Source organism: Gluconobacter japonicus (assembly GCF_015244665.1).
In the GTDB taxonomy this organism is placed as follows: domain Bacteria; phylum Pseudomonadota; class Alphaproteobacteria; order Acetobacterales; family Acetobacteraceae; genus Gluconobacter; species Gluconobacter japonicus.
Map to the genome: position 1 here is coordinate 1 of NZ_JABCQN010000004.1, position 13,680 is coordinate 13,680.

Sequence of the window (13,680 nt, forward strand, 5' to 3'; positions counted from 1 at the left end):
AAAAACCCCAAAAAACCAACATCACACACACCACCGCGGGGTGGAGCAGCCCGGTAGCTCGTCAGGCTCATAACCTGAAGGCCGCAGGTTCAAATCCTGCCCCCGCAACCAGTGTACCAACACTCTCGTGAGCATAGCTCCGGGAGTGTTTCTTTTTTCAGCCGCTCTAGTAAGCTGAAATCATGACAGCCCTCTCTCCAATTCAGTTAAAATCTCCAACCTCAAACCCTGAATAGCAGGACTATCTCGGTGGCGAGGTTGGGCCTCTTCAATCCGAAGGTCGGCAATCGCGCGTGCTGGACGAGGACTGAAGATAATGACGCGTGTAGCCAGAAGAAGGGCTTCTTCCACATCGTGAGTGACCATGAGCGCAGTAAAGCCTTGAGACTTCCAAAGGCGGTAAAGCTCCGCCTGCATGGCCAGACGTGTTAGGCTATCCAGCTTACCGAGGGGCTCGTCCAGAAGAAGAAGGCGCGGATTGTTGATCAGTGCGCGAGCGAGTGCGACGCGTTGAGCCATGCCGCCTGAGAGTTGTTGTGGCCATAGGCATTGCGTGCAGTTGATAGTTTTGTACTACCTGTTGTGTCGTATCCTAGGTTTCAAAGTTTCCTGTTGCTGGGGGAGTGGATAGTAGGGAAGTTCTTAAAAATCTGTCAGTATCATTGAATGCCTTTTACGCGACTTGATCAAAATTTTTGAAATAATCTCTAAACCTAAGATCTTACTTAATATTTTAAAAAACCAATCTTTGTGATTTTCTAGAAAGATATTTGTAGAATTTTAGGACTTATCGTCTCGCTAATATTGTCCTCTTGTTTCTTTCGGCCTGTGTCTGCATAATCCTATTTATTTTCGGACTCACATTTTCTGGAATCTGTATGAGTACTCTCCAATATTGTATTGATAGAATCGATTTTCAGAGAAAGGAAGGTGAGAATTCTGGGGTATGTCTTCATCTTGCGGGCTGGATTTATGATCCTGCTGCGACGATTGAGAAGGTTATGTTTTCCTGTGCTGGTGAAAACTATCCGATTGCCTCCTTTGGTCAGGCTAGTCCGGACGTCGGGAGTATCTTTGGGGCTGGGGCGGGAAACTGTCGCTTCGAAGAAGTGATTGAAACACGAGGCTTCCCTCGCCTTGGGGCTTTTTCTCGTGCGGTGCTCAGAGTTATGCGCTCCGATGGTACCTCTGTTGAAGCCAGCCTGGGCGGCCCTACACCACGGTCTTGGGCAGTCCCGCGCGGCGATTTCGCAAGCTTCAAGGCAAGGGTCGCCATTCTGGCTTCTGATCCAGAAGAATTGGAACAGCAGCTTGCCGCCATCGCTGATTTGTCCCTTTGGGCACAGGCGGGGGTCGTCGTGGGCGAGGGGCACCACGATGCCTTGGAAAAGATAGCTCACAAGTACAATTCGCCTTACATTTCCAAAAGAAGTGACTGTGTTGTTTCTGCAGGTGTGCTTGCAACATTTTATCTGCGCTATGTCATGGATAGTGACATTGTTCTTCTTCTTGATCGTGCTTTGCCACAGAGACAAAACTGGGATCAGAATTGGGTACTGGGTGCTCTGAGCTTCGGGTCTGTTGTGCATACTGAAACAGAAAACGCGCAGAGCCAGTCAGGAGCAGATGGCGCATGGTGGCGTCCATATCGTGTCGCGCCTTCTGTTATGACGTGTTGTCTGGCCTTTAGTCGAACCGATATTGATTATTATGGTCTGCCACAGATGCGGACGCGGGCTTTTGGGGCGACGTCTCAGGATAAGGAATTTGTTCCAGAAGTTTATGCTTTTAGTGAAAGTATTCTCTCATTAGGGACAGCTTCTCTTGATGTGTCTGGTGGAATAAAGGAATGCGGGAGTACTCTAAGTTCTGAGTGGCGCAATGAGATTCAGTCTGCGGTTCTGTCTGCTTCCTTGCCCGGAGAGATCTCTTTTCCTTTGCTAAATCCACCAGAAGATAAAATACTTTTTTCACGCTTTATCAGTTTTGGTGACAACTGCGAGTTTGGCTTGGTCCAACGGAAAATAGGGCTGGAAACTCTGGATCTTCTACGTTTTGGTGGAACCGGAGATAACCAGGAAGGTCTTCTGAGAGCTTTGCAGGAAGATTTTCGAGCTTTTGGTTCACCCGAAGACGTTCACATTTATGAAGTGGGCGGAGAGTGGATATCGGGAAGCCAACGCTATGGCGTGACTTTCCATACGCATCGTCATGTGAAGGATACAGAACGTGACGATGTGCAGACGAGCGAACAAACCAAACTAAAATATCTGGCGCGTAAACTTCTGGAAGACCTGGAAGACGGCGAGAAGATTATTGTCCGTAAGTCTAATCGAGGAATTACGGTCGATGAAATGCGTTCTTTGTTGCAAGGTGTACGGCGTTACGGTGATTGTCCGCTGCTGATCGTGAGTGAAGCGACTGACAATGTGGCTATCAACACAGTCAGAGCCTTAGGCAATGGACTTTTCCATGGAACCATCCGTCGACTGGCACCGTACGAAAATGCCGGGGGCGGTTCAGTTGAAGACTGGCGGCAGATCTGCTGCGCGATGATTGCTCAACTGGAAGAAAAGGGATTGAACTGATGCACGCCCCCAATCTTTTCTGGCTGCCGAGCCTCGGTGAGGATCTGGCGAGAGAGCAATGGAACGAGCGCTTCGCGCAGGTCGCGGATAAGCAGTCCGATTGGGAAGGGCTTATGGCTCTTGCCAATCATGATCTTGATTTTGTGCGCACCATGCGTCTGGATCGTCTTCTCGCGCGTAAGTTTCCTGAACCACCGTCCGGTCTTGCTGTCAAACCCGTACGCCTTGCTGTTCTTGGTTCTTCCACTCTCGATCATCTGACGGCTTCCATTCGCGTGGCTGCGCTCCGCCGTGGGATATGGGCTACGGTCCATGTCGGGGAGTATGGCAGTTACCTGCAGGACCTCAGCGAGGCAAACGACGCGCTTGAGACATTCGCGCCAACAGCATTTCTTCTCGTGCTCGATTCCCATCACATTGCGGGTTATCTTCCGCGCGACGCTGATCAAGCGACAGCCGAAAGAGCTCTTTCCGAGGTCGCGGAAGGGCTGTTGCCGCGCTGCTGGCAGGCGGTAAAAGAGCACTATGGGTGTCCGATTTTACAGACATCTTTCCTTCCTGTTCTGCCGCAATTGATGGGAAGTACGGAACGTCTTCTGCCGTCGTCGCCGGCAGGTTTCATTCAGAAACTGAATGCGACACTGCCTGCGTTGTGCGCAACATATGGTGCAATCCCAGTTGATCTTGCGGGTGCCGCCTCCCAGGCCGGTGTAGCGGCTTGGTACGATCCTTCTCTCTGGTTCCGCGCCAAACAGGAAGTTGCTCCCCGTGCAGCTCCGGCATTTGGAGAATTGGTTGGACGAAGCCTCGCGGGTATGACGGGCAGGACGTCTAAATGTCTGGTTCTTGATCTTGATAATACGCTTTGGGGCGGCGTTATCGGAGATGATGGTTTAAGCGGGATCGAGCTCGGTCAGGGAAGCGCTGTCGGAGAAGCTTATCTTGCCATTCAGGATTATGCTCTGCGCCTGAGTAAGCGTGGTGTTATTCTTGCCGTCTGCTCCAAAAATGATGAGGCCAATGCGCGTGAGCCTTTCCGTGATCACCCGGAAATGCTTTTGCGTGAAAAAGACATTGCCTGTTTTGTCGCGAACTGGAACGACAAGGCAGAAAATATCCGAACCATTGCAGAAAGCCTGAAAATCGGTCTCGACTCTCTGGTTTTTGCTGACGACAATCCGTTTGAGCGTGCGCGTGTTCGTGAGGCATTGCCCATGGTTAACGTGCCGGAATTGCCTGACGAACCTGCTCTTATTCCGGAAACATTGGCCGCTGCAGGGTATTTTGATCTGACGACATTAAGCGCGGAAGACTTTGCCCGTAGCGGTCAATATCAGGCTAATTTGCATCGACAGGTTCTGCAGGAAAGCGCAACGGATCTTGATAGCTATCTTGCAAATCTTGATATGAAGTTGGCCTATGGCCCATTTAACGCGGCCAATCTTCAGCGCATTACGCAACTCGTTAACAAGAGCAATCAGTTCAATCTGACGACCCGGCGTTATGCTCAGGAAGAGCTGGCGGCCATCATGCAGGATGATGCATCGGCCGGGATCTGGTTCCGACTGACTGATCGCTTCGGGGATAATGGCCTGATTGCTGTTGTCATTGTTCGTGACCTGCCAGATACTGCGCTGGAAATTGATACTTGGCTCATGAGCTGTCGTGTTCTGGGGCGTGGAGTAGAAGAAGCTACTCTTGAAGTGATTGTTGCCGAGGCTCAGAAGCGTGGGAAAACGTCTTTACGGGGTGTTTACAGGCCGTCTGCGAAAAATAATATGGTAGCGGATCTCTATGACCGGCTTGGTTTTAGCCTAGCTGAGCAAAAGGATAATGGCGAGAAAATTTATACCTTGTCCCTTGAGACGTGGCATAAAAAATCTGTTCATATCGAATATTTAAAGGAGACCTGAAAATTGAATAATACTGAAATTACAGATCGGCTGACGGGCATATTCCGTGAGGTTTTTGATGACCCAAAATTGGAACTCCATGATGCCATGACAGCAAGCGATATCGCTGGATGGGATTCCGTAGCGATGATCAATATCATTGTGGGTGTTGAAGAACGGTTTCAGATTCGTCTGCGAACGCGTGAGGTGGATGGCCTTAAAACGGTCGGTGATCTGATTACGCTGATTGCTGAAAAGACGGCCTGAAAGTTATTTTAGAGCTGGTAAATATATTCGCGCGTTGAAGGGGAAAGTTTATAGATCTTTATGGCTGGCAGGCCGGGATCTACACTTTTCCCTGATTGCCTGCTTGGTGTCAGGTAAAGAAAGTATCCAAGATTTGAACGGCTGATACTGTCAGCGTCTCTCTTGCAGTCTCCTTGCATCATCTTCTGATGTTAAGCTGTGAATACAGCTTTCATGGTGATCGTAAAGGTAAATGCAATGTCTGAAAATCATATGATTTTTGAATTCGAGCGGGATTTTGCAGGCTCTTTGCGATGTATTCCAATGATCGCACGGCAGAAGCTTGACCTTGTGGGAATCAAAATGACGCTCCGTCAGTGGAGCCGTTTGTTGCGCGAGGAAAGGAGCCGTCTGGTAGAAGCACTATGTGAAACGGCTCAGGAGCAGACCGCCTATCGCACTCTTGTCGAGGATCTGATTGACGTCCGAGCCGATGAGCCTGTCAGTTTCCTTCCGCCGCAGACATTTGAAGACTGGCGAGAGAAGGATCGGATGCCGGAGGCAGTTTCGTCTCAGGCTGAGGCAGACGGCGTTCCATTACCCACACCCGCACAATGGGCCGTGTTAACTCCGCTTCAGCGTTTTGCATTGATCAAGCTCGCCAGATCGAAACATGAGAACGAAAATTTTGTACCTGCGTTGAAGGAGTTTGGCGTCCTTCAAGGGGAGGGTTGATATCGTGAGCAAAGACAGAGAGTCCGAGTTTAAGCCTTATCATCACCCTGCAGGCGGTTGGGGAGCGGCCGGTGCAACCGCGAAGGTGCTGATGGAGCAGAGCGTTCTGGTCAAAGGGTCACGCGGTCTGCTTGCCATGAATCAGCCGGGTGGTTTCAAATGCCCCAGTTGTGCGTTTCCCGACCCGGATCACCGAAAGAAACTTGAATTCTGCGAGAATGGCGCAAAGGCCCTCGCGCATGAGGCTACCAAAGCCCGTGTGACACGAGAGTTCTTTGCAGAGCATACTGTCACGGAGCTCATGGAGTGTAGCGATTACTGGCTGGAAATGCAGGGACGCCTGACCGAGCCTATGCGCTATGATCCTGCGAGCGACAAATATGTGCCGATTGCCTGGAATGATGCCTATGCCCTGATTGGAAAGCACCTTCGGGCGCTGGAAAGCCCTCATCAGGCAGAGTTTTATACGTCCGGTAGAACGGCTAACGAAACCGCTTTTCTTTATTCCATCTTTGTGCGCGAGTTCGGGACCAACAATTTCCCCGATTGTTCGAACATGTGTCATGAGCCGACATCCCGCGGGCTGCCTTCGTCGATCGGGATTGGAAAAGGCACGATCGTCATGGCTGACTTTGACCATGCCGAAGCTATCTTTGTCATTGGGCAGAATACCGGAACCAATTCCCCCCGGATGATGACGAACCTTGTGGAGGCTCGTAAACGCGGCATTCCCATCGTTCTGATCAATCCGATGCCAGAACGGGCGCTGATCCGTTTTACGGAACCGCAGGATATCCTGCAGATGGGTACGTTTGGTTCGACAGCCATTTCCAGTGAATTCGTTCATGTACGGATTGGTGGCGATCTGGCAATCTTCAAGGGGATGATGCGCGCGCTGTTCGAAGCTGAAGATCGCGGCGAGTCAGTGTTGGATCATGCTTTTATTGCTGAGCATACAGTGGGGCTGGAAGCTCTGCGTGCTGACGTCATGTCAGTTTCCTGGGCAGATATCACTCGTATTTCTGGCATATCGGAAGAGCAGATCCGTCGGATTGCCGGGATTTATGCCAAATCCAACGCGACAATCATGTGTTACGGAATGGGAATAACGCAGCATCAGGAAGGGTCCCAACTTGTCCAGCAGGTTGCGAACCTTCTGTTGCTCAAGGGAAATTTCGGCAAGAAAGGCGCGGGCATTGCGCCGATCCGGGGACATTCCAATGTCCAGGGGGACCGCACGGTCGGCATCGATGAAAAGCCAACACAGGCTTATCTTGATCGCGTAAGGGATGTTTTCGGTTTCGAGCCGCCACGCGAGCACGGCCATCATGTGCTTGAGGCTGTTGAAGCGATGGAAGCCGGGACCGCCAAGGTTTTCTTCGGGATGGGCGGGAATTTTGTCCGCGCAATTCCTGATACCGAACGGTCTTATGCTGCCATGGCAAAGCTCGATCTTACGGTGGGGATCGCAACAAAGCTCAATCGCGGGCACCTGATCCATGGCAAGGAAGCCCTTATTCTGCCTGTTGTGGCCCGTTCTGAGATTATCCGTACGTCAGCGGGTGAACAGTTCGTGACCATTGAGGATGCAATGTCGAACGTTACGCCTTCGCGTGGCGTTTTCGAGCCGGTTAGCTCCGATTTGCGGCCTGAGACGGAAATCGTCTGTCGGGTGGCTATGGCCACTCTCCCAGAGTCAAAAATTCCGTGGGCAGACTATATCGAAGATTATACTTTAATCAGGGACAAGATTGCTGAGGTTTATCCGGCGATTTACACGGGGTTTTCGGAAAGAATGAAAGACCCTCACGGGTTTCATCTCGATATTCCGCCTCGTCGTCGTGTCTGGATGACCCCGAATGGAAAAGCGAATTTTCTTGTTTTGCCGGGGCTGACGGTGGACGACGTGATTGATGATCCGGCAATGCTTCGGCTGGCCACAATCCGTTCGCACGATCAGTACAACACGACAATCTACAGCAACAATGACCGGTATCGGGGTGTCTATAACACGCGCATGGTTATCTTCATGAACAAGGAAGATCGTGAAGCGCGGGGATTGGAAAACGGGGCTGTCGTGGGGCTGGAAACCTACAGTGACGATGGATATCGGCGCTATGTCGATGGGCTGACCATTCTGGATTATCCAATGTCTCGTGGATCTATTGCGGGTTATTACCCAGAGTTAAATCCTCTTCTACCGCTGGATTTTTTCGATGAAATCAGCGGTACGCCAGCGGCCAAGGCTATTCCAGTTAAAGTTGTGCCAAGCGTGACGTCCGCAGCCGCAATCCGGATTGCGGGTTAAGTGGGAGCCGTATCGGCAAGAAAGAGCTATGAGAGCATATACAAGCTTTTTCTTGCCGGGAGCGGGCGTTGCACTCCTGACAGGCAGTATCAGTGAGAAAGGCGTATGACGCCATTATTTCAAAGTCGAACGGCAACTCTCCTTAGTTGTCCAGAGGAAGAGATCGTTCTGAATATTGCCGATGAAGTTCCGGTCAGGCTCGTCTTCAATGGCATTGTTCCGCACGGGGTGATGATGATGACCCCGGATCACCTGACGGACTTTGCTTATGGCTACTGTCTCACTGAACAAATAATTACGAATAAGAATCAAATACGCTCAGTCTCGGTTCTGAATGATGAAGATGGTCTGACCTTGGACGTTACGATTTCAGGGGACCGTCTTTCAATTCTGCTACGACGCAGGCCCCGTGCCCAGACCGGGCATTCAGGTTGTGGTCTTTGCGGGACTGATACTGTGTTGTCTGTTGATGCCCATGAAGAGGTGCCTTTTTCCATCAATGCCAAGATTGCGCCGACTGCGATCCTGCATGCCCTGCATGATCTTGAAAAGTGGCAAACCCTGAATGCAACGACACGCATGGTTCATGGAGCAGCCTGGGCAGACCAGAATGGGAAAATCCTTTTAATCCGTGAGGATATCGGCCGTCATAATGCGCTTGATAAGCTGATTGGTGCATGGATGTGCGATGATCGTCTTTTTGAAAACGGATTTTGTCTTCTGACCAGTCGTTATTCATATGAGATGGCACTTAAAACTGTGCGCGCTGGTATGGCGACGGTGATCGCCGTTTCAGCTCCAACGGATCGCGCGTTTCGGTTGTCCCAGAAAATGAATCAGACACTGATTGCAATTGCACGACAGGACAGGCAGTTCGTTTTCTGCGGTGAGGCGCGATTGTCAGGCAGATAATAGTTGTAGGTGGGGCCTGCCACGATTGGCGGTCATGCTTTCACTGTTACTCGTAAAGAACAACTTTGAATCGCATGACCAAAAACTTGAAAAATTGTTTGTCAACGTGACTTAAAGGGAGGGGCGAGCCTCTAGAAGAGTCGCTTAAGTAAAGAGTTTAACCGGTTGATGGACCGACAATTCCGTCAGAGAAATGCGTTCAATAATGACCGCGGATTGTGAAGCTGAAGGTCCTGGGTTCGCCGAAAATCATACCATCGTAGAACCCGGCTTGCCGCACATAGGTCTTGTCCGTCAGGTTGGTGATATTGCCAGCGACATCGAGCCATTTGGTTAGGCGGTACCGAGCCATCAGGTTAATGAGTGTGTAGCCACCAACGCGCAGGTTGGAATTATCATACTTCCCATTGCCGAGCGGACGGCCAGGATTGGTAGCCCATTCGGTGTTCGTCTGGCTGGAAATGCCCCCTCCTATGGTCAGGTGATGTAGAGCGCCCGGGAATGTATAGCTTGTTGTCAGGCGCACGAGGTGGTGTGGATCCTGCCGGTAGCTCAGACCTTTTTCGTATAGGTAACTGTAGCCGAAGAAGACATTCCAGCCCGGCAGAAGTTCGCCAGAGGCATCGAGATCAATACCTTCTGTTTTGACGCCATTGATGGACCTGTAAATGGATTCACCCGTTGTGGTATTAGTGGCACCAGTTGCTTCCGCTACATTGCTCTGTCTGTTCAAATAAAAGGCAAGTGATGCATTCAGACGCTGTTTGAAGAAGGATCCCTTCAGGCCTGTCTCATAACTTTTTCCCATTACGGGGTTGAGGGGCTGGTTGTTCGCATCACGCAGATTGGATTGCGGCGTGTAGATATTGGTGTAGCTACCGTAAATGGACATGGTCTTGGTAAAATCATACACCATACCTGCATAAGGTGTCAGAACAGCGTTCTGACGTCCCGTACCGGTTGCGCCAGAGTACTGATTCTGCACATTGTAGGTTCCGCTATATGCCTCATAGGTACTGACACGGCCACCAAGGATCAGAGAAAGGCCCTTGGCAAGAATAAAGCGCCCGGATGTGTAGGCACCGTAATTGCGTGTAACATCGACTTCGCGTGCCTTTGTTCTGTGCGTAGTAAAATTCGGGTATGAACCATCCCAGGTCTGCCAATTGGCGATAGGGAGGCCTGCCGCACGATATTGACATCCGGAGTACGGCGTAACACCTGCGATGCTACAGTTTCCAAGCGCTTTACTAAATGTGTATTGTGTTAGCTCATCATTATAGCCGTTAAAGCCGAAGACAATCTGATGCTCATGTCCAAGAAAATGCATTGGGCCTGAAATATGAACATCGGCATTGTCGCGCGCGTCAGCATATTCTGCATGAAGGGCATTGAGGTAGGCGCCTGTACCGTCCTGATTCCAGAAACCGGCATAGCCCCCAACATTTCTTGCAGCATTGTTGATTTTGGCGACGCCAAGATTGTTGTAGGAACTACCCTGCGTCCTCATGTACCCGACTTTAAGGTGCCAGCCTGCAGAAAAGTCGTGATCGTAGTTGATGAAAGCCGTGTACTGGTCTCGGGTGGCCTGGCTCCAGTCGGTTGCTGGATTGGTGCTGCGGGACAGATGTGTTCTGGTTCCATCTGCATACCAGATGGGAACATTGGTACCCCATGACGCTCCGTCATTACGGGTTCGTTCATATTGAAAACCGAAATTCAGCGTATCCCGCGCAGAAAGGTCCGCAGCGAAATTGGCAAGGGCCCCTAGACGATTGACGTGTTCACGAACGCGGAATGTGTCTGTGTCATCCCATGTGAAAACATATCGACTACGGATCGTGCCGGAATGATTCAGAGGAGTATTGATATCCGCCATGACGCGGTGTTCATTCCAGTTTCCCAGCCGAAGCAGACCATTGGCTGCGAACTCTTTGGTTGGAGCCTTCCGCTGAAGATAGATGGTTGCGGACGGATCACCTGTCCCGCCCAAAAGACCATTGGCACCACGAACGATCTGCACATTCTCATACAGATCCATATTCATGGACGAACCAACACCCCCAAAACTGGTAGTGGCATCAATCTGCATGCCATCAATCTTGTAGTTGGTGATGTTGAAACCACGGGCACGATAGGTCGTGCGGCCGGCGTTATCGTTGGCGTAAGACGTGACACCGGGTGTTGTGTTGAGAACGTCATCCAGGCTGTTGATCTGCTGGTCGTCCATGACCTGGCGGGTCATGACGGTCACGGTCTGGGGGGTCTCACGCAGACTGAGGGGTAACCCGGTGGAGGCACTGGTTGAAGGCGCAGTATAACTTCCTCGTTCCCATTTCTGGGAATGGACGATGATGTTTTCGGCTGTAGGGGAGGCTTTTTCTTGCTCTGCTGACGTGGCCGTAACTTGGTCTTTTCGCGAGTGCGGTTTCAGCGTTGTTTTTTTTATTTTGGTATCGACACGTTTTTCGGTTTTTTCACGACTCAAAGATTGATCTTGCGTGTCCCCAGCGTGTGCAGAGGCAGGAACAACTGTTGCTAGAAATGTGGAAGCCAAGAGAGTGGTTATGGCGCAACGCGTTACAGGGCGTAGATTCACGTCAGCAATTCCAATTGTATGTTTCAAATGATAATCATTATCATTTATGCGAATAACTGATATCGAATGAGATGAAAAGAAACACAAAAATTACAAAAGATTTCCAAATTTGGTATGGGCGGCCTTTGGGAGAAAGGTTGAGGGGCGGATTTTTCCGTTTAAGAAGTAGGTGAAGGGGATCCGCCATGTTTTCTTTGTGGTTCACCGAATGCAGCGTGCTCAGTGGTCATAACAGCCGGGTGAAAAGGGAGGTTTTTGCGTATACCGACAACAAATAGTCACTCGGTATTGTCAATGCTTTTGGTGTAACCAGAACACTGATCTTCACCGAACCAGCAACAGCTCGACTGGGTTACGCAGAGAACGTTGCTGTGGGTATTTCATCATCTGGAACTTAGTGGCCTCATTGTAAGCCATGAGAGTGGCGAGGCGCTTGAGGCTCAGGCCCCATTGATTTGATTGTGCAATTTTGATTCAGGCTCTGCAAGGAGACTGAAGATGAGCGACTTGTATTGACTGACGGATGAACAGATAAAGTGTTTGCGACCGTTCTTTCCGGAGAGTCGCAGCAAATCGCGCGTTGATGACAGCCGTGTGTTGAACGTCATCATTTTTCTGAACGGCAATGGCCTGCGTTGGTGTGATACACCTCGGGAATACGATCCGCACAGGACGTTCTACAACCGTTGGAAGCATTGAGGCGACGTAGGTATTTTCATGCGGATGATGGATGGTCTGTCTGCTGCGAAGACCGAGCCTCGGGCCATCACGATTGATGCGACGTCTCTCAAGGCACACCGCACGGCTTCCAGCCTGCGGTTAAAAAAGGGGATCCAGGCCGCCGGCCAATCACCGATCAGAACGGACGATCGCTAAGCTTTTTCATGACTGCGGGACAGATCGTGATTATCCCGGTGCCGCTGGCCCTGCTGGACAATTTGACCATGGCACAATGGCTTCTGGTTGGTTCAGGGATGCCTTAGAGGAAAGAGGGATCAGGCCTTGCATTTCAGGACGGCGATCCCGCAGACAGCCGGTCAAATATAACAAGAGAAAATACAAACGGCGCAACCGCATCGAAATCATGTTCGGTCGCCTCAATTTTTCCAACACGGCGAAGGCTGTGAATGAAAGGCTCTCTGAATGAAGGCGGCTGTGTCACCAGTTCGTTTGAATGGCCCCGCAAGAATTGTAGGAGTTCCACCAATGGTCGCTTGTCGTTCTTCACACCAGTAATGATTTCAAGTACCTGGCATTTGATGCGCATGAATACCACTGTCCAGTGATGCCATTCTTAACGCGCGCCAGGGCAGCGGATTTATTACCGGGATGGAGTGTTTCGAGAAGGTGTTTACGCAGGATGCGAATATCCGACGGAATACGGATTTTCGGCTACCAACCGGAGCTTTAGCGGGTCACATAGGGTGTTGCCACGCAGTGTCTTCTCATGTGTCACGGCTATGTGCCACACGCCGAAAAATCTGCAAAAAATTGTTTGGAAAATAAATGACTTAAAGTCATGGCGTCCCATAGGGGATTCGAACCCCTGTTGCCGCCGTGAGAGGGCGGTGTCCTAGGCCTCTAGACGAATGGGACTAGGGCGAGGGGGTTAATAGAAGACCCCCTCAGGCTTGGCAAGCGTTATTTCAGGATTTTTTGGAGAGTAGCGGGCCGAGCGTTGTGCCGCCGAAAAGATGGACGTGGAAGTGCGGGACTTCCTGCCCGGAATTGGCGCCGGAATTGCTGATGAGACGGAAGCCTTCTTTCGTCAGGCCTTCATCTTCTGCGACCTTCGCGACCGCACGCCAGAAGCCGGTGATTTCATCAGCAGGCGCAGTAGCGCTGAAATCTGCGATGGAAACATACGGTCCTTTAGGGATGACTAATACATGGATTGGTGCCTGCGGTGCGATGTCGTGAAAGGCCAGCGCGTAGTCGTCTTCGTACACCGTGCGGGACGGGATTTCCTTGCGAAGAATACGGGCGAAAATATTGCTGTGATCATAGGTCATGCCAGCGCGTCCTTCAGCCGATTTTTTCTTTGGGGCGGGAAGCTTTTTCGGCAATTCCGCTGGTACCTTCGCGACGCTTCAATTCCGCCCAAACATCTTCCGGGGAAACGCCTGCGTCCACCCACATCACAATAAGATGGTACAGAACGTCAGCACTCTCGCCGATGAGTTCCTTGCGATTGCCATTCACGGCTTCAATCAGGCACTCAACGGCTTCTTCGCCAAATTTCTGGGCAATCTTGTTTCTTCCTCGCGCCATCAGACGTGCGGAATGGCTTAACGTCGGGTCCGTACCACGGCGGGACTGAACGGTTTCGAACAGGCGTTCCAGCACATGTTCTCTTGCCGGGGGGGCTTTACGCTCTTCCGGTTTTGCTGCCTTTGCCAT

General features: G+C 51.0%; 9 protein-coding genes, 2 tRNA genes and 2 pseudogenes. 8 read left to right on the forward strand and 5 right to left on the reverse strand.

The annotated features are described in order from the left end of the window. Window positions 1-34 precede the first annotated feature (34 nt). Window positions 35-111: transfer RNA gene (locus HKD32_RS09320), tRNA-Met, on the forward strand. 69 nt (window positions 112-180) lie between these two features. Here the strand turns inward: HKD32_RS09320 and HKD32_RS09325 are convergent. Continuing rightward, window positions 181-543: pseudogene (locus HKD32_RS09325) on the reverse strand (ATP-binding cassette domain-containing protein); the annotation flags it as partial. A 335-nt stretch (window positions 544-878) separates the two neighbouring features. Here HKD32_RS09325 and HKD32_RS09330 point away from each other — a divergent pair. The 6 genes from HKD32_RS09330 (at window position 879) to fdhD (ending at window position 8,681) form a co-directional block, all read left to right on the forward strand. Then, entirely contained in the window at window positions 879-2,588 is a 1,710-nt protein-coding gene (locus HKD32_RS09330; protein ID WP_061932174.1) for a hypothetical protein, read from the forward strand. After that, window positions 2,588-4,501, forward strand: coding sequence for an HAD-IIIC family phosphatase (locus HKD32_RS09335; RefSeq protein ID WP_061932176.1), 1,914 nt, complete (start codon window positions 2,588-2,590; stop codon window positions 4,499-4,501). Before HKD32_RS09330 ends, HKD32_RS09335 begins: the two co-directional genes overlap by 1 nt. Window positions 4,502-4,504: 3 nt before the next feature. Beyond that, on the forward strand, window positions 4,505-4,747 hold the full coding sequence (locus HKD32_RS09340; protein WP_061932178.1) for an acyl carrier protein: 243 nt from the start codon (window positions 4,505-4,507) through the stop codon (window positions 4,745-4,747). Between the two features lie 252 nt (window positions 4,748-4,999). Beyond that, complete coding sequence (locus HKD32_RS09345; RefSeq protein ID WP_061932496.1) at window positions 5,000-5,461, forward strand: nitrate reductase associated protein; 462 nt, start codon at window positions 5,000-5,002, stop codon at window positions 5,459-5,461. A gap of 4 nt (window positions 5,462-5,465) precedes the next feature. Next, a complete protein-coding gene (locus HKD32_RS09350) occupies window positions 5,466-7,769 on the forward strand; it encodes an FdhF/YdeP family oxidoreductase (protein WP_061932180.1) in 2,304 nt (767 codons plus the stop codon). A 105-nt stretch (window positions 7,770-7,874) separates the two neighbouring features. After that, window positions 7,875-8,681 (forward strand): formate dehydrogenase accessory sulfurtransferase FdhD, encoded by an 807-nt coding sequence (gene fdhD / locus HKD32_RS09355; RefSeq protein ID WP_061932182.1) that lies wholly within the window; start codon window positions 7,875-7,877, stop codon window positions 8,679-8,681. Between the two features lie 199 nt (window positions 8,682-8,880). Here the strand turns inward: fdhD and HKD32_RS09360 are convergent, their stop codons facing one another. Beyond that, window positions 8,881-11,280, reverse strand: a complete 2,400-nt coding sequence (locus tag HKD32_RS09360) for a TonB-dependent siderophore receptor (protein WP_337905511.1) — start codon at window positions 11,278-11,280, stop codon at window positions 8,881-8,883. Between the two features lie 516 nt (window positions 11,281-11,796). Here HKD32_RS09360 and HKD32_RS09365 point away from each other — a divergent pair. Then, a pseudogene (locus HKD32_RS09365) lies at window positions 11,797-12,379 on the forward strand (transposase); the annotation flags it as partial. A gap of 421 nt (window positions 12,380-12,800) precedes the next feature. Here the strand turns inward: HKD32_RS09365 and HKD32_RS09370 are convergent. The 3 genes from HKD32_RS09370 to HKD32_RS09380 form a co-directional block, all read right to left on the reverse strand. After that, window positions 12,801-12,876: transfer RNA gene (locus HKD32_RS09370), tRNA-Glu, on the reverse strand. A gap of 50 nt (window positions 12,877-12,926) precedes the next feature. Beyond that, window positions 12,927-13,292 (reverse strand): histidine triad nucleotide-binding protein, encoded by a 366-nt coding sequence (locus tag HKD32_RS09375; RefSeq protein WP_061932188.1) that lies wholly within the window; start codon window positions 13,290-13,292, stop codon window positions 12,927-12,929. 13 nt (window positions 13,293-13,305) lie between these two features. Beyond that, window positions 13,306-13,680 (reverse strand): phosphoribosyl-ATP diphosphatase, encoded by a 375-nt coding sequence (locus HKD32_RS09380; protein WP_061932190.1) that lies wholly within the window; start codon window positions 13,678-13,680, stop codon window positions 13,306-13,308.